We start from the raw sequence: 23,608 nt of genomic DNA, 5'->3' as shown, positions 1-23,608 counted from the left end.
GGGCGTCCGCGGCGACGAGGGACTTCTTGGCCATCAGCGGGTCTCCTTGAAGTCGACGTGGGCGCGGACGACGGGGTCGTACTTGCGGATGACCAGGCGGTCGGGCGTGCTTCGCCGGTTCTTCGTCGTGACGTAGCGGAAGCCGGTGCCGGCCGTGGATTCCAGGGTGATCTTGGGGCGGATCTGGGACTGCTTGCTCGCCATCAGAACTGCTCTCCCTTCGCGCGCAGATCGGCCACCACGGCCTCGATTCCGCGCTTGTCGATCGTCTTGATGCCCCGCGGGGACAGCATGAGCGTGATGGTGCGGCCCAGCGAGGGCACCCAGTAGCGGTGGGACTGCACGTTGACGTCGAAGCGGCGCTTAATGCGCACGTGCGAGTGCGAGATTGCGTGGCCGAAGCGGGGCTGCGCTCCGGTCACCTGGCATTTGCGTGACACGGACAACTCCTTCATAGTGATGAGAACGGTTCTCATTCTAATCACAACCCGATCCGGGAAGGACTTCCGTGACCCTCGAACCCTCGCCCCGCTCCCTGCGGGGGCTACCCACCGTGCTCGTCACGGGTGTCGACGAGGTGGCGACCGCCGGCGCGACCATGGCGCTGGCCTGGGATCTGCCCGACGCCGTCGTCGTCCGCCACCACATCGACGTCGAGACCCAGCAACTGCACCGCACCGTCAGCGATCTCACCGGGGTCCTCGAGCGGGAAGTGATCGATCTGGAGCACCTCTGCGTGAGCTGCGCGATCAGGGAGGACGTGCTGCCGACCCTGCGCCGGCTCGCCGGTCTCGGACGCTGGGGCGCGATCGTCGCGAACCTGCCGCTGTCTGCGTCGGCCGACCACCTGTGCCGGGTCCTGCACCTCGAGCGGGAGACCGACGTGCGCATCGCCGCGGTCGTCGCGGCCCTCGACGGCGAATCCCTCGTCGACTCCCTGACCGGCGACGTCCTGCTCGGCGAGGTCGGCCTGCACACCTCGCCCGAGGATCACCGGGGGCTGGCCGAGACGACGGGCGCGCTCGTCGCGTACGCCGACGTCCTCATGGTCGGCGACGCCGCGGACCCCGACGGGGTGGAGTTGCTGCGGGCCCTCGTCCGGCCCGGCGCCCAGCTGCTCGTCGACGGCGCAGTGCCCGACGCGCGCGGCCTCCTCCTCGGGGTCCACGACGACACTCGCTCGCGGGCGTGGACCGCCGAGACCCGAACGCTGCCCTGCCCCGAGCTGGACGCGCGGGCCGCGGCCGCCGTGTGGCGTCTCGATCTGCGCTCGGCACGGCCCTTCCACCCCGAGCGGCTGCACGAGCGGCTCGAAGAGATCGGTGCCGGCGCGCACCGCTCCCGCGGGTGCTTCTGGCTACCGACGCGGCGCGGGCAGATCTGTGCCTGGGACGGTGCGGGCGGCCAGGTGAGCATCGGGACGCTCGGGCCGTGGGGTCGCTCCGGCGCTCACACCCGTCTCGTCGTCACCGGCCTGCGCTCGCTCACGAGCGAGGCCCAGATCGCGGCGATCCGGGCGGCGTTCGAGGCGTGCCTGCTCACCGATGCCGAGATGGCGGCACCGCCGCACCACTGGAGTTGCGTGCAGGACGGCTTCGAGCCGTGGCTCGGGGACGTGCGGTCCTCGGCGGCCTGACCTCCACCCACTACGAGCCGGTCGCGTTCCGCGACATGCTGACCGGCACCGTCTACCTCTCCCGCTCGACGCGCATCCACCTCAGAGAGAGAAGTCGTCATGGCCGTTCCCAAGCGCAGGACCTCCCGCAGCAATACCCGCCACCGGCGCGCGAACTGGCGTGCCGACCCCGTCGCGCTCGTGCCGGTGCGGGCCGCCGGAGGCACCGTCCAGGTGCCCCGACGGCAGGCCCGCGCCGTGCAGCGTGGCCTCGTCGATCCGGTCGGCCACGATCGAGCGGGGGTGTGATCGCGATGCAGGTCCGCAACTCGCTCCGCGATCTGAAGTCCAAGCCAGGCTCCCAGGTGGTCCGCCGGCGCGGCCGGACCTTCGTCATCAACAAGCGGACCCCCCGCTTCAAGGCCCGGCAGGGCTGAGGCCCGCCGGAGCCCTGCACAGGCGGCGGCGATCCCTGGCAGTGCCGACGCACAGGCGTGACGCCGACCGTGGACCCATGGACCAGGCCCCGCACCGACTCCGCGGGATGCTGCTCGTGGGCGGCGGCGTCGTGCTGATTCCGTGGATCGCGGTGCTCTGGGCGCAGGCGCGCGCGACGCCGGACCCCCTCGCCTCCTTCTGGGTGGTGCTGGACGCGCTGGAGATGCTCGGACTCGTCGCCGTCGGAGCGGCAGCGCTTGCAGGGTCCCGGTGGCGTCGGCGGCTGGCGCCCCTGGCCGTCATCACGGCCACGATGCTTGCGTCCGACGCCGTCGTCGATGTCTCGACGGCCGTGGGCGACGCAGCGGTCGTCCACGCCTGGGGCATGGCGGTGCTCGTCGAGCTGCCGATGGTCGCCGTGTGCCTCTCGCTCGGGTCGCCTGGTCCGCCCGCGCCGGCCGGGGATCGGCTACCCCAGCGCTCCCCGCAGATCTCCTCGTCCCGCCAGAGCGGTTCCCCCGCGGTCGCACCGATCGTGGTGCGTCCATCGTTGCGGCGCTCCACGAACGGCTCAGCCGCCCGGATCCGCAGCAGAGGCCTGTCGAGGACTGGCTGACCTGACGGGCGGACGGGCCCGGCGGCGGTGCGGGCCCCATCCTGCCGCGCGCGGCCGCGAGTAGCTTGAAGCGCATGACTACCGTGCCCGAAGACCTCCTCCACCTGCTCACCGACCCCAACTACGGTGACCTCGCGACGGTGCGCCCCGACAACACCCCGCAGGTCAACCCGATGTGGTTCCTCTACGACGCCGACTCGAACACCATCCGCTTCACGCACACCTCGAGGCGCGCGAAGTTTCGTAACCTTCAGGCGAATCCGGCGATGGCGCTCTGCGTCGTGGATCCGGACAATCCGTATGTCTTCATCGAGCTGCGGGGCCGGCTCGTCGAGGTGATCCCGGACCCCGAGGGCGCGTTCTACCCGATCCTCGGCGCGCGCTACGGCAACCCGGACACGCCCGTGCCGCCGGACGCCGCCGACCGCGTGATCCTCGTCATGTCCATCGATCACCTCACGCGCAAGTAGACCGATCCGCAGCAGCGCCACGTCGCTGGCGCGTCAAAGGTGCGCTGGTCTGGCATGAGGCGGGTCGGGCGCGCGAAAAAGCCGGGCCTTGGGCCGTGGCGAATGTAGTACGTCAACGCGTCGGGCCCGGTCTGCCCGTTGCTACGCCGCAGGTCAGCGACTCGGGCACCGGGCGGATATCGGTTGATGTACTACGTTCGCCACCGGAACGCGGGCGTCAGCCCCAGCGCTGCCGCGATGAGGCCTTTCGCGGCGTTCGCCGCCGGACGTAGCGGATTCTTGACGTACTCGCGGCGGATCTCGCACTCGGGCTCGCGGTATCACCGCAGGTCAACGTGGTGTGGTTCGGCGGCTAGAAATCCCGAGTACGTCGAGAAGTTGCTACGTCCGTCAGCATCGGTGGCCTGGCGCCCCACGATGGGCCGGTAGCCGTCGGCGAAGGCGGCGGTCGTTGTCCGCCCGCGGCTCGGGACCGGGCCTGCCCCACCGATAGGGTCAGCGGACGGCAATCAAGGGGGAGGACGGCGATGGCGACGCAGGCTGCGACCGCAGGTGAGCGTTTGGCGAGTCCGTGGTGGCGACTGAGGCACAGTGCGTGGCTGCTCCCGGTGCTGCTCGGTCTCGGGATCTTTGCGTGGGTCGGCTTCGTCTATGTCGCCGCGCGCACGCGCAGGCCGTCGTTCGTCGCGCTCGCGGGGTTCTTCCTCGTGGCCGGCGCGGTCGCCGGGTTCTGGCCGAACGACGCGGACAACACCGGCGGCGGGGTCATGCTCTTCGTGTGGGCGGCGGCGATCGTCACCGCACTCATCATCAACCCGGGCTATCTGCGCTGGCGGGCCCAGTGCGGTCTACCACAAGAGGGTTCACCGGCCGCGCCGCCGGCTCAGACCTGGAACCCCTCCGCCGGCGACGGTCCGCAGGATTCGCTCCGCCGCCCCGGCCAGGCGCAGGGCCCGGTCTTCGGCGAGAGCGGCCGCTGGGAGACCCCGGAGCGTTGATCGGCCGGGGCCTGCGGCCGCAGACCCCGACGGAGGTCCCGAACGCCGACGCGAGAGAGACCTCAGCGGTGCGCTGAGGGCTCGGGCAGGGCGCACGAGTCGTCGGTGCACACGCCGTCGGCGGTGTCGGTGCCGAGGTGCTGGATCGGGTGCTGCTTGGCCCACACCTCGTCGAGGGCGGAGCGGAACGCCGCGACCGGCTGCGCCCCGGAGAGCGCGTACGTGTCGTCGATGAGGAAGAATGGCACGCCGCTGATCCCGAGCGCACGAGCCCTGGACTCATCCGCGCGGACGTCCTCGGTGTACTCGGTGCCGGCCAGCACCGCGCGGACGCGAGCCTCGTCCAGTCCGACCTGCGTGGCGACCTCGACGAGGGCGTCGTGGTCGCCGGCGCGCAGACCGTGGGCGAAGTAGCCGCGCATCAGGGCGGCGAGGAGCTCGCGGTCCCGGCCGCTCTCGCGGGCGAGGTGGACGAGCCGGTGGGCGTCGAAGGTGTTCGTGACGCTCGCTGTGCTCGTGTCGAACTCGAGCCCCACGGCGTGCGCCTTGTCGGCGATACCGCGCTGCATCGCGGTGACCTGGGCGGAGCTCGTGCCGAACTTCGCAGCGAGCGCGTCGGCCATCGGCCGATGCTCGCCGGGGGCTGCGCCGGGGTCGAGTTCGAAGGCGCGCGGCACGATCTCGACGTCGTCCCGGTGGTCGAACGACTCCAGGGCGAGCTCGAGGTGGCGCTCCCCGATGTAGCAGAAGGGGCAGGCGATGTCGGACCAGATCTCGATCTTCATGGCCTCACAAACTGTTTCACTCACACAACTATTCCTGGCCGGAAGGCGCTGCACCTCCAGCCGATGCGGCGGATTGCCCGGGGCCCCGCCATGCGGTGAACTGGCGGTCACCACGGTCGCAGCTGACCACGCGAGATCGGGAGGGACCTCATGAGCCTCGACACGATAGAGCTGCGCGGCCTGCGGCAACACAACCTGGCGGGCTTCGACCTCGACCTGCCCAAGCGCTCGCTCATCGTCGTGGCGGGGGTCTCGGGGTCGGGCAAGTCCTCGCTCGTCTTCGACACGATCGCGGCCGAGGCGCAGCGTCAGGTGAATTCGACGTTCAGCGCGTTCGCCCAGACGTATCTGCCGTCCTACGGGCGCCCGGAGGCGGACCGCATCGACCACCTGAGCGCATGCATCGTCATCGACCAACGCCGCCTGCAGGGCGGGCCGCGCTCCACGCTCGCGACGATCACCGGGATCGGCGACTGGATGCGGATGCTCTACTCCCGCGGGGTCGAGCCCTTCGTCGGCTACTCGAACGCGTTCTCCTTCAACGACCCCGCCGGCATGTGCCCGACGTGCCACGGGCTCGGGGTCGAGAAGGTGCTCGACGTCGACGCCTTCGTCGATGAGTCCCGCTCCCTGCGCGAGGGGCCCTTCGCGCACCCGGACTATCGGCCGGGCAAGCTGACGTGGCGGCGGTTCGCCGACAGCGGCCTCTTCGATGTCGACGTGCCGATCGAGCAGTACTCGACGCGGGAGCGGCACCTGCTGCTGCAGGCGCAGCCCGGCGAGGTGGAGCCGGCCGGCGCGCACGCGCTGCCCGGCCACTTCGAGGGCGCGCTCGTGCGGTTCCGGCGGATCGAGCTCGCCAAGGATCCCGCCGGCCTCAAGGGCGAGGCGAAGAAGGCGCATGAGCGGCTCGTGACGACCGGCCCGTGCAGCGAGTGCGACGGCACTCGGCTCAACGAGGCCGCCCGCAGCGCGACCCTGGGCGGCCTCACGCTGCCGCAGGCCTACGCGATGCAGGTCGACGACCTCGCAGCGCTCGTCGGCACGTGGGACCTCGGGCCGCTCGCCCCGCTCGCCGGTGACGTCCGCGCCCAGCTCACGCGGCTGGTCGACCTCGGCCTGGGCTACCTGAACCTGGCCCGCGACACCGCGACCCTCTCCGGCGGCGAGGCGCAGCGCGTCAAGATGGTCCGGCACCTGGGCAGCACCCTCAACGACATGCTCTACGTCTTCGACGAGCCGACGACCGGCCTGCACGCCCGGGACGTCGAGCAACTCGGGCGGATGCTGCTCGACCTGCGCGATCAGGGCAACACGGTCCTCGTCGTCGAGCACGACCCGGCCGTCATGGCGCTGGCGGATCAGGTGGTCGAGATCGGGCCAGGCGCGGGGCGCGAGGGCGGCGAGCTCGTCTTCCACGGTTCGTTCGAGGCGCTGCGGGCCGCCGACACCGCGACCGGCCGGGCCCTGCGCGAGGGGTCGCCGCCACCGCGCGAGCCGCGGAGGTCGACCGGCGTGATCCGCATCGAAGGCGCGAGTACCCACAACCTCAAGGACGTCAGCGTCGACCTCCCGACCGGTGTGCTCACCGTCGTCACCGGCGTGGCGGGTTCGGGCAAGTCGAGCCTCGTCCACGGCCACCTGCGCGCCGCGGCCCCGCAGGCCGTCATCGTCGACCAGGCGCCGATCCGCGGTTCGCGCCGCTCGACCCCGGCGTCGTGGACGGGGATGCTCGACGAGATCCGGCGTCTCTTCGCCCGGGCCACCGGGCAGCCGGCGGGGAGCTTCTCGCCGAACTCCGACGGCGGCTGCCGGGAGTGCGAGGGCACCGGCATCCGCTTCGTCGACCTCGGCTTCACCGACCCGGTGACCTCGACGTGCGAGACGTGCCAGGGCCGCCGGTTCCGGCCCGGGGTGCTGAAGTACACCGTCGACGGGCTCTCGATCGCTGACGTCTTCGAGCTGACGATGGAGCAGGCCCGCGACGTCTTCGGCGACACCAAGCTCGCCGCCCTCCTGGACCGCACCATCGAGGTCGGGCTCGGCTACCTCACCCTCGGGCAGAACCTCACGACCCTCTCCGGAGGGGAGCGTCAGCGCCTCAAGCTGGCCCGCGAGCTGACCGGCGACGCGCCCGTCGTCGTGCTCGACGAGCCCACGACGGGGCTGCACCTCAAGGACACGCGCCGGCTCATCGGCCTCCTGCACGCGATGGTCGACGCGGGGCGCACCGTCATCGTCATCGAGCACGACCTGCAGGTCATCGCGGCGGCGGACCACGTCATCGACCTGGGCCCCGAGGGCGGCCACGACGGCGGGCGCGTGCAGTTCACCGGCACCGTCGAGGAGTTGGCCCGCACCGACACGCACACGGGGCGGCACCTGCGCCTCGGGGTCGAGCGCTCTGCACCGGTTCAGGACACCTGCTGGGCGAGGGCGACGAGGATGCCCTCGGGCCCGCGGACGTAGGCCATCCGCCAGGCGTTCTCGAACTCCCCGATGCCGCCGACGAGCCCGTACCCGTTCCCCTCGAGGCGGGCGACCAGCGCGTCGAGGTCGTCGACTTCGAAGGCGACGCTGCGCAGCCCGAGCACGTTGGCCGCCGCGTCGTGCGTGCCGGGCTCGCCTGGGGGAGAGGCGAACTGCGAGAGCTCCAGTCCGGTGCCCCCGCCCGGCGCGTGGAGCATGACGATCTCCGTGCGCGCCCCCTGCATGCCGATGACCGTGTCGATGAACTCGCCCTCGATCGGCGTCCGGCCCTGCACCTCGAGCCCGAGCGCCACGAAGAAGTCGGTCACCAGGTCGAGGTCTGCGACGGTGATCCCGATGTGGTCGAAACGTCGAATCGCTCCCACGTGCCTCAGTCTCCCGGGCCGATCCGCGGCGCGGGAAACCCACGCGTCGTGAGTCGGTTCAGAGGGCGCTGGCGATATCCGTCTGGGTGAAATCGCCGCCCTTGAACAGCAAGGGCGCCCCCTCGACCTTGGCTAGTGCGTACGAGAAGCAGTCGCCCAGGTTGAGCCCGGCCACATGCCGTCCCTTGCCGAATCGGCGCCACGCCGCGATGGCGGCATGCGTCTGATCGGCATCGACAGGGACGGCCTCCACACGCAACTCTGTGAGGAGCGCCCTCAGGTCCTCGGATGCGTCAGGGCCCTGTCGGGCCTCGACGACGATGCCGAGTTCCACTTGCGTCGCGGCGCTGATCGACAGCTCTCCCGCTGACCGGGTCATGACCGAGAGCAGCACTTCGGCGTCGGGCTCACCGAACACGACTGCAGCGACGGCTGATGTGTCCAGCACGACCGTCACGTCGGGAGGCCCGTCTCGTCATATCCGAGGATCTCCTCCGCGCTCCGGCTGTCCAGCACCGCTCGGCGCCGGCCACGCGCGATGATCTCTCCGAGTCGATCATCCGCGCGGCTCGCGGAGGCCCGCGCGCGGACGCGCTGCAGCCGCTCCTCGAGCGCGCGTCGGGCCGCCACCGTGATGCTCTCGCCTGTCTCTGCCGCCAGCTCGCGGGCAAGACGATCCGTCTCCGGATCCTTGATGTTCAGCGCCATCTATCCACCATATGAGGTGGAAAGCTCCCTAGCAAGGAAGAACTTCCGCCGGGGATGGCACCCGACGATGCAGAAGAGCGCGGCGGCTCGGGCGCGGGCGGCCGGGCTCGTCAGCGGCGGCGGTAGATCTCGGCGTCGAGGCGGTGCCGGTCGACCTCGAGGGCGCCGCGGTCCCAGTGGCCGAGGTCGGCGCCGAGGGCGTAGGTCTCGTCGAGGAAAGTGAGCAGGGTCTTGGCCGGGTCGGCGCTGGTGCGCACGTCGGCGTAGGGCAGGATCCACTCGCCGAGGCTGTCGTCGTAGTGGCCGACGCTCACCGAACCCGTGTCGTAGCCCTTCGGCGCCGGGTAGGTGTAGGCGTAGAACGACCCCTCGGCCGACCCTCCGGACCAGAAGCCGGCGGCGGCGTTCTCCCGCGATTCGGCCTCCGTCATGACCCAGCGCGGGCACGACGGCGGGGGGCTGCCCGCCCACTCCGGGGCGACGCGACCCGAGAAGCGCACGCACGACAGATCCAACGAGCCCCAGAAGAGCTGCACCGGGCTGTCCTTGCCGGCGAACCCGGCCCGCCAGTCCTCGAAGACGCGGTTCATCGACAGCAGCTGACGCCAGTAGGTCGTCACGGGCTCGGCGTCGTAGGTCTTGTGCTCGGTGTCCTGCGCGAACGGCACGGCCGGCGACACCTCGTTCGGGCTGGGCACGATGATGCAGTCGAGCTTGAGTGCGGACATGGCGTCCAACGTCGCGGCGTAGAAGTCGGCGACGGTCCGCGGTTCGAGGGCAACGGAGCGCGTCGCCCCGTCGGTAGTGCGCAGCACGAGCTGGTGGTCCACGAAGTCGAACTCGGCGTCGAACGCGCGGTCGCCGGAGCGCATGAGCCGGGTCCGCAGCCCGCGGGAGCTCACCTCGTAGGTGACATTCCACCAGTGGTTGAGCAGCGGGGTCGAGACGAGCTGGATCTTGCCGACGATCTGCAACCACATGTGCAAGGTCTCGCGGGTGTCGGTCCAGCTGTCGACCGGCAACGCCGGCCACGAGGTGGAATCGGCCATGACGGGCTCCTTCGCGTCGAGGACGCCGCTGCACGGCGATCACCCGGCGGGGAGATCGGCTCGGCGGCGAGCAGGTGACGGTGACGATACCGAAGGCGGCGGCGCGTGCGGTCGGACAACGCCATCGGTCCGTTGGCGCTCGGCGACGTACACCTGTGGCCGCCGGTAGCAAGCCCCAGAATCGGGCGAGCGAGGTCGATCAGCCCGACCACCCTTGACGCGACTGATTAGGTGAGGGGCATGAAGAAGCTCATCAACGACCCCGCGGACGTGGTCTCCGATGCGTTGCGGGGCATCGAGGCCGCTCACCCCGGCCGGCTGCGGGTCGACCACCGGCACAAGCTCGTCGTGCGCGCCGACGCGCCGGTGGCGGGCAAGGTCGGGCTCGTCTCCGGCGGCGGCTCCGGCCACGAGCCGCTGCACGCGGGGTATGTCGGGCCGGGGATGCTCGACGCGGCGTGCTGCGGCGAGGTCTTCACCTCCCCGGTGCCCGAGCAGATCATGGCCGCGACGACGGCCGTCGACGGTGGCGCGGGCGTGTTGCACATCGTGAAGAACTACACCGGCGACGTCATGAACTTCGAGATGGCCGCCGAGCAGGCGCGGGCCGAGTCGGGCGTGCGGGTCGAGGCGGTCGTCGTCGCCGACGACGTCGCGGTGCAGGACTCGCTCTACACGGCCGGGCGGCGCGGCGTCGGCGCGACGGTGTTGGTGGAGAAGATCGTCGGGGCGGCCGCCGCGCAGGGCCGCGACCTGGACTCCGTCGCCGAGTTGGCGCGCCGGGTTGCCGGCGCGGGCCGCTCGATGGGCGTCGCACTGACGTCGGGCATCGTGCCGCACGCCGGCACTGCGACGTTCGACATCGCCGACGACGAGCTCGAGATCGGCATCGGCATCCACGGCGAGCCGGGCCGCGGCCGCGTGCCGATGGCACCGGCTCGCCAGATCGCGGCGATGCTCGTCGAGCCGATCCTGGCCGACAGAGACTTCACCAGCGGGCCCGTCATCGCCCTGCTCAACGGCATGGGCGGCACGCCGCTCATCGAGCTCTACCTCATGTACGGCGAGGTCGCGGCGCTGCTCGAACGCGCCGGCGTGCGCGTAGCCCGGTGCCTCGTGGGGGACTACGTCACGAGCCTGGAGATGGCCGGGTGCTCCCTCACGCTGCTCGCCGCGGACGAGGAGATGCTCGCGCTGTGGGATGCGCCGGTGGACACCCCGGGCCTGCACTGGGGGAGTGAGGGGGTCGGCACTTCGTCGGGTCCGGCACCCGCTGATTCGACGATCGCCGGGCCCGGGTCGCCGGCCGAGGCAGCGGCGTCCGAGTCAGCCGCTAGTCACGCGCCGGTGGAGGGCTCGGCCTCCGAGCCGACCGGCGCCCCGGCCTCGGAGCCGACCGGCGCCTCGGCCTCGGAGCCGACCGGCGCCTCGGCCTCGGAGCCGACCGGAGCTCCGGCCTCCGAGGGCACCGCGTCCGCGGCTGCGTGGACGCTCGATGTGGCCGCAGCTCACGCGTGGCTTGCCGACTTCGCGGCACGCGTGCACGCGAACGTCGACCTGCTCACCGACCTGGACCGGCAGATCGGCGACGCCGACCACGGCGCCAACATGGACCGGGGCATGCGCGCGGTCGCGGCGCTGCTGGTGCAGGACTTCGCGGACGCGGCGGCGCTGCTGAAGAAGGCGGGGATGACGTTGGTCAGCACCGTCGGCGGGGCGTCCGGGCCGCTCTATGGCACGTTCTTCCTCCGGCTGGCTGCCGCATTGCCCGACGGGGCCCCCGGCTCACCCGGCGTCGATGCCCGAGCCTTTGGTGCGGCCTTGCGGGCCGGCTACGACGGGGTGGTGGCCCGCGGCAAGGCTCAGGAGGGGGACAAGACGATGCTCGACGCGTTGGCCCCGGCGCTGCGCGCCTATGACGAGGCGGTGGGGCGCGGTGCGGCCGCCGCGTTCGAGGCAGCGACGGCTGCGGCGAACGCCGGTCGGGACGCGACGATCCCGCTCGTCGCCCGCAAGGGCCGCGCGTCCTACCTCGGGGAGCGCAGCGTCGGCCATCAGGATCCGGGCGCGACGAGCGCGGCGCTGCTCCTGGAGTCTGCGGCCGCCACGCTGGGCCGATGATCGGCCTCGTCGTCGTCTCGCACTCGTGGCCGCTGGCTCAGGCTGCGATCGAGTTGGCGCTGGAGATGGTCGGGGACGGCCGTGCGCCGATCGTGCTCCCGGCCGCCGGGCTGGACGAGACGACGCTCGGCACCGACGCGGCGGCGATCGCGGAGGCGCTCGAGCGAGCGGACTCGGGCGATGGCGTCCTCGTGTTGGTCGACCTGGGCAGCGCCGTGCTGTCGGCGGAGCTGGCGGTCGAGTTCGTCGATCCTGACCTCGCCGAGCGCGTCCTCATTTCCCCGGCGCCGCTGGTCGAGGGGCTGGTAGCGGCGGTCGTCGCAGCCGCCGCCGGGCGCGGGCTGCGCGACTGCGACGCCGAGGCGCGCCGCGGCCTGGCCGCAAAGGTCGCGCATCTGGGCGACCCCGCCGGGCCTGGCGATACCACACAAGAGCGTGTAATTGACTCGGCCGCTGTCGAGCCGGAGCTGGTCTTCACCTCGGTCATCGACCTGCCCGACGGGCTGCACGCCCGCCCGGCTGCGGCGCTGGCCGGCGCCGTCGGCGACCTCGACGTCGAGGCTTACGCCAGCAACCTCGGCCCGCCCACCTCGGGGCCCTCCCCGACGCAGCCCGAGGAGGTGGACGCCGGCAGCGCGATGAGCCTGCTGACCCTGGGCCTGCGCCACGGCGACACGCTGCACGTCCGCCTCCGCGGACCCGACGCCGACGCCGCGCTCGCGGCGCTCCAGGTGCTCGCCGCCGCCCGCTTCGGCGAACAGTAACTGGGCGAGCCGGTCGGGTCGGTCCCGCTTGCTCTGGTGAACACCACCACTGTCGACCCGCCTGCTCCTTTGCGCGGCTCAAGGTCTGAGGTGATCTGCGGTCGAACGCCTCGGGCGGTAATGCTCGACGTCGTGCCGGACATATTCGGGTCATGACGACAGATCGAGCAACGGCCGACGCGGACGACCGCGCCCGCTACGAGCGGGTCTTCGCGGCGACGCATCGACGCGTGCTCGCCTACGTCGTCCGTCGTGTCAGCGACCCGAGCGACGCGGTCGACATCGTCGCGGACACCTACCTGGTGGCCTGGCGGCGGGTCGCGGACCTTCCTGACGACGAACAATCGGTCGCGTGGCTCCTGGCAGTTGCCCGACGGTGTCTCGCCAACCATCGCCGAAGCCACACTCGACGCGTCGCACTGACCGATCGGTTGGCGGCATCGTTGGAAGCCATCGTGCCTCCTCCCGGGGAGCCGAAAGAGCTGTCCGACGTGCATCGGGCCCTGTCGCGTCTCGAGCCCGAAGACCTGGAACTCCTTCGCCTCCTCGAGTGGGACGGCCTCGACCGCGCGGAGATCGCCACCGTCCTGGGGATCAGCCGCAACGCCGTCCGGGTCCGCCTCCACCGGGCGCGACGTCGCTTCGCGAACGCGCTCGCCTCCGAACAGCCTCCGCAGCCGCACCCACGGGTCGCTGCACCTGCCTACTCCCGGGAGGGATCATGACCAGCACCCCAGACCACGCCCACCGCGCGCACGGCGACCCTCGTGGCCCCCTGGCCACGATTCCGGGCGCGGCCGCCCTGCGAAACGCGGATCCCGCCGCCTCGATCGACTGGGATGCCGTCGACATCGCCGACCTTCTGCGGATCCCCGATCTGGACGTCGCCGGCTCACGTGCCGACGAGGTTTCCGACAGCCCGAGCATTCGGCGGAGCAGGCGTCGGCGCGCCGCCACCGGCGTCGGGGGAGCGGTGGCCCTCCTTGCCGCCGGTGGCCTCGCCGCTGCCGCCGCGGCCGGATTCTTCGACGGTCCCCGGCCGGAGGTGGTGGGCGTGCAGTGCCGCAGCGGTTCCACCACTGCGGGCCTCGGCGCGATCGGCTCGGGCTCACCGATCGATGCCTGCGTCAAGGCGTGGCAGGAGCTCGGCCCGGTGCCGAACGATCTCGTCATGGCATCGCTGCCCGGTCAGGTCGTCATCGTCGCCCCGCGGGACGAGGTGCCGCCGGGCGCGACCGTCCTCGACGCGGCGCCCGCCATCGACGCCCGGACGGCCGAGCTGTCCGATGCCCTTCAGGACGAGATCCGCGGCGTCGGCCCGGGCGCCACGTGTCGCTCGGCCGACGACGTGCAGCGCCGCATCGGGGAGATCACCGGTGCGCTCGGGCTCCACGACATCCCTGTCACGCGTTCAGAGGAGGGCGGCTCGTGTGCCTTCGCCGCGCCGACCCCCGACGGCCACGGCATCCTTTTGTTCCTTCGGCCGCCGCCGCAGACGTCCGTCGAGGCCGATTGGCCTGGAGCGGTGGAGGCGAGTCGGGGGTGGCGGCTCTACATCGGTGACCTGAGACGCCTCACCCAGCAGCCCGGTGTGAGTGTGGAGGAGTTGAAGGCCGGTGCCGAGGCCGCGGCCCGTCACCGACTCGACATCGGCGCTCCTGGCAAGGAGCCGTTCCGGGTGGACATCGTCCCGACCACCGTCGGCAGCTCACCGAGGCTCTATCTGCGCGGCGGAGGTCCCGTGCAGATCTACGCCCCGCAGTGACCTTGTGCCGTTGCGCGCTCAGTCCATGGCCTCGATGCCCAACTCCCTCAGCTGCGCGGTGCTCGCCCGCATCCGGGCGATGAGGTCGGGGTCGGGCAGCTCGAAGCCGTGGAGCTCCTCGACGACGCGCAGTGCCTCGGTGGTGCGGTAGGAGCGGGTCGGGTTGCCGGGGAACCGCTTGTCGGTGACGTTCGGGTCGTCGTGGATCACCCCGAGCGGTTCGACGCGGTAGACGCGCGGCGGCCCGTCGCCCTGGGCCAGGGCCGCCGCGAGCGGGGCGCCGCCCTGCGAGGCGGTGAGGTAGATGTGCCGCGAGGGCTTGCCGGTGCCGTAGTTCGTCTGCCACCCGGGGGTGAGGAGGTCGCCCGGGCGCAGGTCGGCCTTCGTGCCGTGGAAGAACGGTCCCTCGTCGTCGACGACCCGCGGCGGCGGGGGTGGGTCGCGCAGCAGGCCGTCGAGTCGGTGCATGAGCTCGGCGACGCGGGTGCGACCCTGCGGCGCGCGCGGGTAGCGACTCAGGATGTCCCGCACGAGCGGGGTGGCGCGCACCTGCGCGTTGTACAGCAGATATTCGCCGACGACCGGGTCGTCGCCGCGGGACAGCTCCCCGGCCCGCGCCGCGTGGGCCGCCGCTCCGAGGATGTGCCGCACCTGCGACGCCTTGGCCAGCGGATGCAGGTAGGCCGAGGCGGCCGCGTCGCCGGCCGCGATGGCGGCGTGTCGCGCGGCTTCGGTCGGGGCGTCGGCCCCGGCGCGGTGCGCGGCCGGCGCGGCGACCCGCTGTCGGCGCGATCGGCGTTCCCCGCCCGCGAACGCCCGCGCGGCCGCCAGCGCTTCAGCCGGCCGCGGATCGGTCGGGCACGCCTGCTCGAAGAGACTCAGCGTCGGCTCGGCGCACGCCGCGGCATAGGCGGCGACCGCCCGAATCTCCGCCATCGTCAGCGCGAGCTGATCGCTCGAAGAGGCTGCGGCCGACGCCGGGCTCTCGGGGTTCATGTCCGCAGGCTAGTGCGGCGTTGCGTGAGCAGCTCAGGTCGCGCCCGTGGAGAACCGCGCGACGACCGTGACCGTGCCGGGGGCGACCTCGGTGAATCCGGCATCGCGCACCGCGAGGAGGCGATGGTCGCGCCAGCCGGCAGCGGGGTCGGCGACGTCGGTGAGTAGTTGCTGCCACGCCGCCGACGGGGTGCGAAGTACGCGGCTCGGACATCCGGCCTCGCGCCAGGCCGCGAGCGCCGGTGCGTCGGACGCGGCGAGGAGTGCGGCGGCGATCATGCCGGCGTGCCCGGTCTGGGCCATGAGCTTGCCCGCGGTCATTGCGGCGGCCGGTCCGTCGGCGGGGACGTGCACCGTGAGCAGCGGAGATCCCCCTTCGCGGAGGGGAGTGGCCGCTCCTGCGATGGGCTCGTCCGCTCGCCCTCGCGGGCCTGAGACGACAATCGGGTCGTCGTCGATCGGCATGTCGGTGCCGCCGACCTGCAGCTTCGACACCCGCTTGTCGAGCGCGGTCACGAGGCTGGGCACGAGCACCCGCACCTGCGTGTCACCCTCGGTGAGGGTGAGGCCGGGCAGGTCGGCGGTCGCCTCCCACTGCGCGCCGCGCGCCCGGCGCGTGACCTTGCGGATGTGGCCCTGGCTGTAGGCGCTCACGGCGTCGAACCACTCTCCGCCCGGCTCGGCGCGCGGGTCGGTGCACAGGGCCGCGCAGCCGGTGGCCGCGAGGGCGAGCGCCGCCTGCCAGCTCGGCGGATCGCCCTTCTCCAGGCGCAGCACGATCTGGATGGCGCGGATCTGCTCGGGATCCTCGTCGCGGTCGGTGAGCACCTGTGCCTCGTCCAGGCCCATCCACGCGGCATAGCGGGTGAGCAGGGGCTCCAGTGCGGCCCCGACGGGCGATCCGTTCGACACGATGCACTCACTTCTCTGGGCGGAGAGGGGAATCCCGAGCACTGTACGGCGACACCGTGGAGTGCCCCCCCGACTGCTGTCACAGAGGAATCGTGAAGCGCCGGCGCGGAACGCCGACGTCACGGGCTGGACGCCCCCTCTCGTTATGCTTCGGCCATGTCTCTGAGCAGCCCGCAGGAGCGACTCCGCGTCGCGCTCGACCTGGCTGACCTGGGTGAACAGATGATGCGAGCCCGTCTGCGTCGCGAGCAGCCCGACCTCGACGACGCTGCGGTGCAGGCCGCCGTCGAGCGCTGGCGCCAGGAGCGCCCCGGCGCCCTTCTCGGCGACTGCCCCGGCCGGCCCTACCCGCGACCCCTGGGAGGCCTCGGCCGATGACCAATGCCCTCGCCGAGTCGCTGACCCAGCTGGCACGCGATCTCGATCGGATGCAGGCGGCGTGGGCGTTGATCGGTGGGTTCGCGGTGTCCGTGTGGGTGGAGCCTCGATTCACTCGCGATGTCGATGTGTGTGTCCTGGTCGATGACGACGCGTCCGCGGAGCGCACGGCCCTCGAGCTGCGGAATCTCGGCTACACCGTGACCTCGGTCGTCGAGCACGAATACCGGGATCGGCTGGCCACTGTGCGCCTCGTCTCCCCGGTCTCGGGCGGGATTCTCGTCGACCTTCTTTTCGCGTCCTCCGGGATCGAGCCGGAGATCGTCACGGCCGCGACGGCATTGGAGATCGTGCCGGGACTCGTGGTGCCGGTCGCCGGTCCGGCCGAGCTCGTCGTGCTGAAGCTGCTGGCCCGCGACGACGACCTCCGACCGCAGGATGCCGCCGACCTGGTCGCGCTCCGCCCGACGCTGACCGAGGCGGACGTGGCGCGAGTCCGTGATCTTTCGGCTCTTGTCGTCGCGCGCGGCTTCGACCGTGAGCGTGACCTCGTCGGCCTGGCGCACGACTACCTCCACGGTCGGTGACGACCGCCGCCGACGGCCGGACCGTCGAGAGATCTGAGGACGACAGTCGGGGTCGCCTCCCGTAGGTTCGGCTGGTGACGATCTTGGATTCCGAGGAGTGATTCTGCCGAAGGTGCGGGATCCGCGGCTCGTGACGATCCGGCGTGGGGGCACGCTGACCGACGAGGACCACCACCTGCTGGCCCTGTGGGCGGCGACGTGCGCCGAGCATGTCCTTCCGCTGTTCGAGGCCGCGGTGCCCGACGACCCGCGGCCACGTGAAGCGATCGCGGCGGCCCGGTCGTGGGTGGCGGGCGAGCTGCCGATGATGCAGACGCGGGCCCTCGGCGGTCACGCGATGGGGGCGGCGCGACCGCTGCGCGGTGCGGCGCGGTTCGCCGCGTACGCCGCGGGTCAGGCGGCGGTCGTCGCGCATGTCGCGGAGCACGACCTCGGGGCGGCCGCGTATGCGATCAAGGCCGTGCGTGCGTCGGTGCCGCGTGCCGAGTCCGACGCCGCCGGCCGCGCCGAGTGCCGCTGGCAGCGGGCACAACTCCCTGACCAGATCCGTGCGCTCGTCATCGACGACCAGGCGCGTCGCAACGACATCTGCTGGTTGGTCTTCGCGGAATAGCCGAATCGAGTTTCCCGCCAGTGACTGGCACGGCGGGTCCCCATCGCGTCACCGCGCGCTGTCCTGCGCGGCGCATCCCGGGGCACCCACCTCTGCTTCCGGTCAAGCGCCCTGGGAGACGACCAGGTGGTCGAGGAGGAGTTCGCGGTCGCCGGTCGGCGCGAGCACGACGGAGACGGTCGCGATCCGACGCAGGTCGAGTTCGGGGTTGGCCGTGGTGAATTCGCGGGTGGAGACGACCCGGGTCTGCAGGACCGGTTCGCTCGATGCGCCCGATCGCATCCACGCCGCCTTGAGCGGGTCGGCGACGATCGGCGGCGGGATGTCGCGGACGCCTGCGCTCGCGCGGCGTCCGGCCGCGTCGGTGACCTCGACTGTGATCGCGGCCGGTTGGCTGCCGTCGACCGCGGCGACGTCGAGTCGCAGGGAGCCGCGAGCGCCGATCGCGACCGGCTCGGCGGGTCGGACGTCGAGCCTGCCACCGGAGCCCTCGAGGCGGACGATCCGGTTGTCGCCCGGACCCCACCGCAGGGGCTGCGCCACCACCTCCCACGTGGTCAGGCCCGACCCGGAGACCGTCACCCCCTTCGTGCCGACCGCCTTGTCGGGAGCCTGCGCGTCGAGCAGCACGACGTCGCGGCCCGAGCGCAGCGACGTGATCGTGCGGAGACGGTCGTCGGTCCGGTTGTCGGCGAAGAGGTTGCGCTGATCCTGCCCGCGCAGCGTCGTCGCGAGGAAGGCGGAGACGGCCTCCATCGTCGCGGCGCGCTGCTGCTCGGGGGTGATGAGCCGGCCGGTGTCGATGAGGTACTTCGCGGCTCCGTCGCCCAGGTCGCGACGGCCCCACAGGGTGTTGAACTGGCTGTGATCGGCACCGCCGAGATAGAGGGTCGCGCCGAGGTCGTCGCGGCCCAGCGTGGTGCGGGCGAGCTGGTCGAGCCCGCCGAACGAGGCGACGTCGACGTCGTGACTGCCCTGGATCGCGAGGTAGTCGACGCCCTTGAGCTGCACCTTCGCCCCTGCGCCCGTGAACTGACCGTCCGCCGGGGCGAGCGCGACGACCGAGCGGATCGGCACGTCGTAGTCGAGGCGCACGTCCTCCTGCCCGGGCACCGCGTCGCGCGGCTGCAGCATGGCGGCGACCGCGACGGCCTCCCCGCCGCGCGAGTGGCCGATGAGCGCCACCTTCGTCAGGTCGACGCGGCCCTTCAGCGGGCCGTCCGTGGCGATCTGCCGCCAGGCCTCGAGGTGCTCGAGCGGGAGCAGGGCGCGAGCGAGGTCGGCGCCGCCGATGCCGCCGCTGCGATCGAGCAGGGTCGTGGAGAGGAAGTTCGCGTCGATGCTCGCGACGACGGTGCCCTGGCTCGCGAGTCGCTCCGCGAGGTAGGCGAATCCGCCCTCGGAGAACTCCACGCTGCTCTTGTTGCCGTGGAGGATGAGCGCGAGCGGATAGGGGCCGGGTCCCTCGGGATACCAGACCTGCGCGTTGAGGGGGATCTGCGTCGCGTCGAAGCCCCAGTGTTGTGTGCGATCAGAGTCGCCGGTCCAGCCGGTGATGACCCGACTCAGGTCCACGGGCTTCGTCGTGAACCTCGCGCCACCGGCATACTCGGGGCGCAGCCGATCCGTGCCGCTGCCGTAGGCGAGGGTCTTGACCGGCAGGCTCCCGGGGCTCCCCGGATCTCCGGTGACATCCACCGTCGCCGGCCCCAGCGCGAGAGGCGCCGGAGGAGCCCCGGTCGGCGTGAGCAGCCACGCGAACGTGCCCCCCACGAGCGCCACCGACGCGATCGTCGAGACCGCTGCGACGGCGCGCCGCCCACCCTGCGTCAGCGCCCAAAGGCTCGTGCCGAGGCCCACCGCACCCACGAGGACGATCGCGACGAGCGCCCACCACCCGACGCGGCTCGCCCCCGGGCTCAGCGTCACGAGCAGCACGAGTGAGGCGAGCAGCACCGCGACGAAGCCCGCCGGAACCGCGACGAACCGCCCCACAACGAACCGGAGGACGAGCCACAGCACGAGCCCGACCGCGGCGACGATCCCCAGATCGGGGGCCAACGTGCGGAGCGAGGCCCCGAGGGCGGACGGGACGATCCGGTCGGCGGCGCTCCACCCCCACAACGCCAGGGCCGCGGTCGCCACCGCGACCGCCGCCCACACCCACCTCCCCGACGACTTTCGCCGCCACTGTCCTCGTCCGAATCGCCGTGTCGTCCGGCTTCTTTCGTCGTCGAACTCGCGCATGCCCCATAGCCCCTGACTGTTGGCTGCCCTTCGACGCTAAACAACTCCCGCCCCGATCGGTGCCTTCGCGCTGTGACCCCAGAGGTCGCGAAATCCCCAGTACGTCAAGAATCCGCTACCTCGAGCGAAAGCGGGCGTCGAGGTAGGCGCGCAGCCCACCGGGTAAGGCCGCGCTGGGCCGCCCCGGCGTCATAGTGGGGCCATGGGGCAGCCTGCGGAGCCGAGATCGATCTGGACGGTGGGGCACTGGACCTGCCCGCAGGACAAGGTCCTGGCGAACCTCGCCGGGCCGGGGATCGAGGCGCTCGTCGATGTGCGCGCGCAGCCCGGGTCGCGGCGCAGCCCCCAGTTCGGTCAAGACGAGCTGCGGCGCTGGCTCGGCGAAGCCGACATCGACTACCTGCACGTGCCGGAGCTGGCCGGCCGCCGCCGCAAGCAGAACGCCGACCCGGCGATCAACGCGGCGTGGCAGAACCAGAGCTTTCACAACTACGCCGACCACACCCTGACCCCCGAGTTCGCGGCCGGCCTGGCCCGGCTGGAGGAGCTGGCCGCCCGGCAGCGCACCGTCGTCATGTGCGGCGAGCCGATGCCGTGGCGCTGCCACCGGCTGCTCATCGCCAACGCCCTGGCCGCCCGCGGCTGGCAGGTGTCGCACCTCATGACCGACCAGCCGCCTCGCCCGCACGTGCTCGGCCAATGGGGCGCCACGCCCGCCGTCGACGACAACGGGCTGGTCACCTACCCCATCGGCGGCGTCCCGAGCGAGTGAGCCTGCCGACCAGGCAGGGCACACGCGGGGATCAGAGACGGGTGGGTCCTGAGCTCCAGCCGGCGGTGTGGAGGCGCTCGACGGCGTCGAGCATGAGGTCGAGCGCGAACGTGAACTCGTAGTCCTCGTCGCAGGCGGACGCTCCTGGGCGGCGGGCCCGAGCGTCGGCGGAGATGGCGAGAATGCCCGGGTAGTCGCCGGGGTCCGGCGATGCGGTCGTGCGCCGAGCGCCATCGGGGGCGGGCGAGCCTTCAGGAAACAGCTCGGGGCTGAAGCCCCAGATCCGGTTGCCGAGCGCGTGCATGACGTGGTGGGTGAGGTCGACCGACAACCCCCCGCGCAGGAAGTGTTGGACGAGGCACTCCATGTGGGCCAGGACGGCGGGGCTGCGCACGGTGCGCGTCTCGATCGCGCGGCGGGCCCACGGGTGCTCCCCGATCGCGCGTCGCGCGGCCAGAATGGCCGCGCGTACCTGCGCCTTCCAGTCGCCCTCCCGGGCCTGGCCGGGGATCTCGCGCAAGACCGCCTCGACCATGCCGTCGAGCAGGTCGTCCTTGCCGCCCACGTGCTTGTAGAGCGCCATCGGCACGACGTCCAGCGCGTCGGCCAGGTGTCTCATGCTGATGGCGTCGACCCCCTCGGCGTCTGCCAGTTGCACGGCCGCGGCCAGCACCGTCGCCCGGTCCAGGGGAGGTCGGCCAGGGGGGCGTGGCGGCATGAGCGCTTCCTCTCTTGACGTGGTGTACATCGTACACCTACCGTCGAAGCTCCAAAGGTGTACGCCGTACACCCAGTCATTCGAGGAGCTGCCATGCTCAGTCGTCGCACCACCGCCCAGATCGCCGGCGGCCTGTATCTGCTGACGCACGTCACGTCGGTCGCGGCCGTCCTGCTCTACGGCGGGCTGGGCTTCGACCCCGACGCCGCCCTCGCAGGCCGCTCGCCCGTCCTGCTCGGCGGCCTGCTCGAGATCGTCCTCGCTCTCGCGGTCACCGGGACGGGCATGGCGCTCTATCCGCTGGTGCGTGCCTATTCGCACGCGGTCGCGGCCGGCTACCTCGCGCTACGCGCCCTGGAGTCGTCGGTCATCCTCACCGGGGTGGCCGTCCTCCTGCCGCTCGTGGCCCGACCTGCGACCCAGGCGGCACCGGGGCTGTCGGCGGAGGCCGCGCAGGCCCTGCGGCTCGTGCACGACTGGACCTTTCTCATCGGCCCCGGCCTCATCGTGCCGATCCACACGGTGTTGTTGGCGATCCTGCTGCATCGGTGGCGGCTCGTGCCACGCGTGATCTCGGTGCTGGGCCTGATCGGCGGACCGTTGGTCGGCGCCGGCAACCTGCTCGTGATGTTCGGCCTCACCGCGCCGCTGGCCGCCGCGGCCATCCCCGTCTTCGCGTGGGAGCTCGGCCTGGCGTTCACGCTCATCGCGGGAGGGCTGCCCGCCGTGCCGACGCTGCCCGCCGTGCCGACGCTGCCCGCCGTGCCGACGCTGCCCGCCGTGCCGACGGAGCCCGCCGTGCCGACGGTCCCGACGGTGCGTGCCGGGGATGGCTAGGCTCGCGGGCGTGGACACGCTCAGATCTGTCGCCCTCTTCGTCGCCGCGGCAATCGCGGAGATCGGGGGGGCCTGGTTGATCTGGCAGGGCGTGCGGGAGCATCGCGGGTGGATCTGGATCGGCGCCGGGGTGATCGCGCTCGGCCTGTACGGCTTTGTCGCCACGCTGCAGCCGGACGCCAACTTCGGGCGAATCCTCGCCGCCTACGGCGGCGTCTTCGTCGCCGGCTCGCTCGTCTGGGGCATGGTGCTCGACGGCTTCCGCCCGGATCGCTACGACGTCACCGGTGCCCTGATCTGCCTCGTCGGGGTGGCCGTCATCATGTACTCACCACGGCCCGCCTAACAGATCGGGGCCCGCCTACACTTCGGCCCGTGCGAGCAGAGGTGCGGCGGGTGGAAACGCAGGAGCAGCAACGTGGGCAGCGGCTGCTCGACCGGGCGCGAGCCAGGTCGCGGCCGCTGGACCGGGTCGTGCGGGCGGTGGCGCACTACCGGGAGCGGGAGGGGTCGACCCTGGCGGCGGCGGTCACCTATTACGCGTTCCTGTCGTTCTTTCCCGTGCTGGCGTTGGCCTTCGCCGCCGTCGGCTTCATCAGCGCCTACATGCCGCACGCGCGCACGGAACTCGTCGAGGGCCTGCAACTGCTGTTGCCGGGGATGATCGGCACCGGCCCCGGGCAGTTGTCGCTGGCCACCCTGGAGGCGGCGGCCGGGCCGGTCGCCGGCATCGGCTCCCTCGCGGTGCTCTACTCGGGTCTGAGCTGGATCACGAGCATGCGCTCGGCGCTGCAGTCGATGTTCGACACTCCTAAGGCCGACCAGCCGGGGCTGGTGCGCGCTTACGCGCGGGATTTCGTGATGCTCGTGGTCATCGGGGTCGTGCTCGTCGTCAGCGTCGGCCTCGCCGGCATCGTCACCGCGGCGTCGTGGCGGATCGGTGACGCGCTGGGCCTGGGTGAGGGGCTGACGTGGCTGATCACCGGCAGCTCCGTCGCCCTCGGGATCGTCGCCAACGTCGTGCTCTTCGTCGCGATGTTTCGGCTGCTCGGCGAGCCGCAGTTCAGCGACGTCGCGGTGCGCCGCGGGGCTCTGCTCGGTGCCCTCGGCTTCGAGGCGCTCAAACAGGCGTCGACGTGGCTCCTCGCCTCGACCAGCAGCCAGCCGGCCTTCCAGGCCTTCGGCATCGCGCTCATCCTGCTCGTCTGGATCTACTACTTCTCCCGCGTCGTCATGTTCGCCGCCGCCTGGGTCGCCACCTCGGAGCAAACTCACCCGGAGCAAACTCACCCCGGGCAACTCACCCCCCGCCACCGATCCACCCTGCCAGGAAAGTAAGGATGCCGGGCAGGGTGAATCGATGG

At 71.8% G+C, this 23,608-nt stretch carries 29 protein-coding genes; 18 read left to right on the top strand and 11 right to left on the bottom strand.

What is annotated here, in order from left to right:
* Positions 1-33: 33 nt before the first annotated feature.
* Positions 34-204: a 50S ribosomal protein L33 gene (gene rpmG, locus KILIM_RS12825; protein ID WP_006593127.1), complete on the bottom strand. Its 171-nt coding sequence runs from the start codon at positions 202-204 to the stop codon at positions 34-36.
* The gene (rpmB, locus tag KILIM_RS12820; RefSeq protein WP_006593126.1) at positions 204-440 is read right to left on the bottom strand and encodes a 50S ribosomal protein L28; all 237 of its coding nucleotides are present in this window, start codon (positions 438-440) and stop codon (positions 204-206) included. The genes rpmG and rpmB overlap by 1 nt, the downstream gene beginning before the upstream one ends.
* Positions 441-508: 68 nt before the next feature.
* Here rpmB and KILIM_RS12815 point away from each other — a divergent pair, with 68 nt between their 5' ends.
* The 6 genes from KILIM_RS12815 (at position 509) to KILIM_RS12790 (ending at position 4,137) form a co-directional block, all read left to right on the top strand.
* Positions 509-1,636 (top strand): CobW family GTP-binding protein, encoded by a 1,128-nt coding sequence (locus tag KILIM_RS12815; protein ID WP_006593125.1) that lies wholly within the window; start codon positions 509-511, stop codon positions 1,634-1,636.
* A gap of 99 nt (positions 1,637-1,735) precedes the next feature.
* Positions 1,736-1,924, top strand: a complete 189-nt coding sequence (gene rpmF, locus KILIM_RS12810; protein ID WP_006593124.1) for a 50S ribosomal protein L32 — start codon at positions 1,736-1,738, stop codon at positions 1,922-1,924.
* Between the two features lie 5 nt (positions 1,925-1,929).
* Positions 1,930-2,052: a type B 50S ribosomal protein L36 gene (ykgO, locus tag KILIM_RS12805; protein ID WP_040563294.1), complete on the top strand. Its 123-nt coding sequence runs from the start codon at positions 1,930-1,932 to the stop codon at positions 2,050-2,052.
* 77 nt (positions 2,053-2,129) lie between these two features.
* Positions 2,130-2,669, top strand: a complete 540-nt coding sequence (locus KILIM_RS22450; protein WP_006593123.1) for a hypothetical protein — start codon at positions 2,130-2,132, stop codon at positions 2,667-2,669.
* A gap of 74 nt (positions 2,670-2,743) precedes the next feature.
* The gene (locus tag KILIM_RS12795; RefSeq protein WP_006593122.1) at positions 2,744-3,139 is read left to right on the top strand and encodes a PPOX class F420-dependent oxidoreductase; all 396 of its coding nucleotides are present in this window, start codon (positions 2,744-2,746) and stop codon (positions 3,137-3,139) included.
* Between the two features lie 527 nt (positions 3,140-3,666).
* Complete coding sequence (locus tag KILIM_RS12790; RefSeq protein ID WP_006593121.1) at positions 3,667-4,137, top strand: hypothetical protein; 471 nt, start codon at positions 3,667-3,669, stop codon at positions 4,135-4,137.
* A 62-nt stretch (positions 4,138-4,199) separates the two neighbouring features.
* Here KILIM_RS12790 and KILIM_RS12785 read toward each other — a convergent pair whose 3' ends face one another.
* On the bottom strand, positions 4,200-4,922 hold the full coding sequence (locus tag KILIM_RS12785) for a DsbA family oxidoreductase (RefSeq protein ID WP_006593120.1): 723 nt from the start codon (positions 4,920-4,922) through the stop codon (positions 4,200-4,202).
* Between the two features lie 150 nt (positions 4,923-5,072).
* On the opposite strand from KILIM_RS12785, the gene KILIM_RS12780 reads away from it, so the two are divergent.
* Positions 5,073-7,391: an ATP-binding cassette domain-containing protein gene (locus tag KILIM_RS12780; RefSeq protein ID WP_006593119.1), complete on the top strand. Its 2,319-nt coding sequence runs from the start codon at positions 5,073-5,075 to the stop codon at positions 7,389-7,391.
* Here KILIM_RS12780 and KILIM_RS12775 read toward each other — a convergent pair.
* The 4 genes from KILIM_RS12775 to KILIM_RS12760 all read right to left on the bottom strand — a co-directional run bounded on the left by KILIM_RS12775 (position 7,337) and on the right by KILIM_RS12760 (position 9,534).
* Positions 7,337-7,777, bottom strand: a complete 441-nt coding sequence (locus KILIM_RS12775) for a VOC family protein (RefSeq protein ID WP_006593118.1) — start codon at positions 7,775-7,777, stop codon at positions 7,337-7,339. The two genes, KILIM_RS12780 and KILIM_RS12775, sit on opposite strands and share 55 nt — an antisense overlap.
* A gap of 58 nt (positions 7,778-7,835) precedes the next feature.
* Positions 7,836-8,234, bottom strand: coding sequence for a type II toxin-antitoxin system VapC family toxin (locus KILIM_RS12770; protein WP_006593117.1), 399 nt, complete (start codon positions 8,232-8,234; stop codon positions 7,836-7,838).
* Complete coding sequence (locus KILIM_RS12765; RefSeq protein ID WP_006593116.1) at positions 8,231-8,485, bottom strand: type II toxin-antitoxin system VapB family antitoxin; 255 nt, start codon at positions 8,483-8,485, stop codon at positions 8,231-8,233. The genes KILIM_RS12770 and KILIM_RS12765 overlap by 4 nt, the downstream gene beginning before the upstream one ends.
* 110 nt (positions 8,486-8,595) lie before the next feature.
* A complete protein-coding gene (locus KILIM_RS12760; protein WP_006593115.1) occupies positions 8,596-9,534 on the bottom strand; it encodes a DUF5996 family protein in 939 nt (312 codons plus the stop codon).
* Positions 9,535-9,774: 240 nt separating this feature from the next.
* On the opposite strand from KILIM_RS12760, the gene dhaK reads away from it, so the two are divergent.
* From dhaK to KILIM_RS12740, 4 genes are all read left to right on the top strand, one after another.
* Positions 9,775-11,655 (top strand): dihydroxyacetone kinase subunit DhaK, encoded by a 1,881-nt coding sequence (dhaK, locus tag KILIM_RS23335; protein ID WP_006593114.1) that lies wholly within the window; start codon positions 9,775-9,777, stop codon positions 11,653-11,655.
* The gene (gene dhaM / locus KILIM_RS12750) at positions 11,652-12,419 is read left to right on the top strand and encodes a dihydroxyacetone kinase phosphoryl donor subunit DhaM (protein WP_006593113.1); all 768 of its coding nucleotides are present in this window, start codon (positions 11,652-11,654) and stop codon (positions 12,417-12,419) included. The genes dhaK and dhaM overlap by 4 nt, the downstream gene beginning before the upstream one ends.
* Before the next feature lie 152 nt (positions 12,420-12,571).
* Entirely contained in the window at positions 12,572-13,144 is a 573-nt protein-coding gene (locus tag KILIM_RS12745) for an RNA polymerase sigma factor (protein ID WP_006593112.1), read from the top strand.
* Positions 13,141-14,184 (top strand): hypothetical protein, encoded by a 1,044-nt coding sequence (locus KILIM_RS12740; protein WP_006593111.1) that lies wholly within the window; start codon positions 13,141-13,143, stop codon positions 14,182-14,184. The genes KILIM_RS12745 and KILIM_RS12740 overlap by 4 nt, the downstream gene beginning before the upstream one ends.
* A gap of 18 nt (positions 14,185-14,202) precedes the next feature.
* On the opposite strand, the gene arr is transcribed toward KILIM_RS12740, so the two are convergent.
* Entirely contained in the window at positions 14,203-15,180 is a 978-nt protein-coding gene (gene arr / locus KILIM_RS12735; RefSeq protein WP_006593110.1) for an NAD(+)--rifampin ADP-ribosyltransferase, read from the bottom strand.
* 33 nt (positions 15,181-15,213) lie between these two features.
* Positions 15,214-16,092 (bottom strand): aminoacyl-tRNA hydrolase, encoded by an 879-nt coding sequence (locus KILIM_RS12730; RefSeq protein WP_006593109.1) that lies wholly within the window; start codon positions 16,090-16,092, stop codon positions 15,214-15,216.
* A 156-nt stretch (positions 16,093-16,248) separates the two neighbouring features.
* Here KILIM_RS12730 and KILIM_RS12725 point away from each other — a divergent pair, with 156 nt between their 5' ends.
* The 3 genes from KILIM_RS12725 (at position 16,249) to KILIM_RS12715 (ending at position 17,670) form a co-directional block, all read left to right on the top strand.
* Complete coding sequence (locus KILIM_RS12725) at positions 16,249-16,470, top strand: hypothetical protein (RefSeq protein ID WP_006593108.1); 222 nt, start codon at positions 16,249-16,251, stop codon at positions 16,468-16,470.
* Entirely contained in the window at positions 16,467-17,057 is a 591-nt protein-coding gene (locus KILIM_RS12720) for a nucleotidyl transferase AbiEii/AbiGii toxin family protein (protein WP_006593107.1), read from the top strand. The genes KILIM_RS12725 and KILIM_RS12720 overlap by 4 nt, the downstream gene beginning before the upstream one ends.
* 97 nt (positions 17,058-17,154) lie before the next feature.
* A complete protein-coding gene (locus KILIM_RS12715) occupies positions 17,155-17,670 on the top strand; it encodes a putative immunity protein (protein ID WP_006593106.1) in 516 nt (171 codons plus the stop codon).
* Between the two features lie 102 nt (positions 17,671-17,772).
* On the opposite strand, the gene KILIM_RS22445 is transcribed toward KILIM_RS12715, so the two are convergent.
* Positions 17,773-19,833: an alpha/beta hydrolase family protein gene (locus KILIM_RS22445; RefSeq protein WP_006593105.1), complete on the bottom strand. Its 2,061-nt coding sequence runs from the start codon at positions 19,831-19,833 to the stop codon at positions 17,773-17,775.
* A 286-nt stretch (positions 19,834-20,119) separates the two neighbouring features.
* On the opposite strand from KILIM_RS22445, the gene KILIM_RS12705 reads away from it, so the two are divergent.
* Positions 20,120-20,689 (top strand): DUF488 domain-containing protein, encoded by a 570-nt coding sequence (locus KILIM_RS12705; RefSeq protein ID WP_040563276.1) that lies wholly within the window; start codon positions 20,120-20,122, stop codon positions 20,687-20,689.
* A 31-nt stretch (positions 20,690-20,720) separates the two neighbouring features.
* Here KILIM_RS12705 and KILIM_RS12700 read toward each other — a convergent pair whose 3' ends face one another.
* Positions 20,721-21,407 (bottom strand): TetR/AcrR family transcriptional regulator, encoded by a 687-nt coding sequence (locus KILIM_RS12700; RefSeq protein WP_006593103.1) that lies wholly within the window; start codon positions 21,405-21,407, stop codon positions 20,721-20,723.
* Positions 21,408-21,500: 93 nt separating this feature from the next.
* Here KILIM_RS12700 and KILIM_RS12695 point away from each other — a divergent pair, with 93 nt between their 5' ends.
* Genes KILIM_RS12695 through KILIM_RS12685 form a run of 3 tightly spaced genes read left to right on the top strand, consistent with a single transcriptional unit; the run spans position 21,501 to position 23,582 of the window.
* Positions 21,501-22,244 (top strand): DUF4386 domain-containing protein, encoded by a 744-nt coding sequence (locus KILIM_RS12695; protein ID WP_006593102.1) that lies wholly within the window; start codon positions 21,501-21,503, stop codon positions 22,242-22,244.
* A 10-nt stretch (positions 22,245-22,254) separates the two neighbouring features.
* A complete protein-coding gene (locus tag KILIM_RS12690) occupies positions 22,255-22,590 on the top strand; it encodes a YnfA family protein (protein WP_085956010.1) in 336 nt (111 codons plus the stop codon).
* A 50-nt stretch (positions 22,591-22,640) separates the two neighbouring features.
* Positions 22,641-23,582 (top strand): YihY/virulence factor BrkB family protein, encoded by a 942-nt coding sequence (locus tag KILIM_RS12685; RefSeq protein ID WP_006593100.1) that lies wholly within the window; start codon positions 22,641-22,643, stop codon positions 23,580-23,582.
* The last annotated feature ends 26 nt before the right edge of the window (positions 23,583-23,608 follow it).

This window comes from Kineosphaera limosa NBRC 100340 (genome assembly GCF_000298215.1).
Lineage (GTDB): Bacteria > Actinomycetota > Actinomycetes > Actinomycetales > Dermatophilaceae > Kineosphaera > Kineosphaera limosa.
Note: the sequence above shows the minus strand (reverse complement) of the source record. Positions and strands in the feature narration are given on the sequence as shown.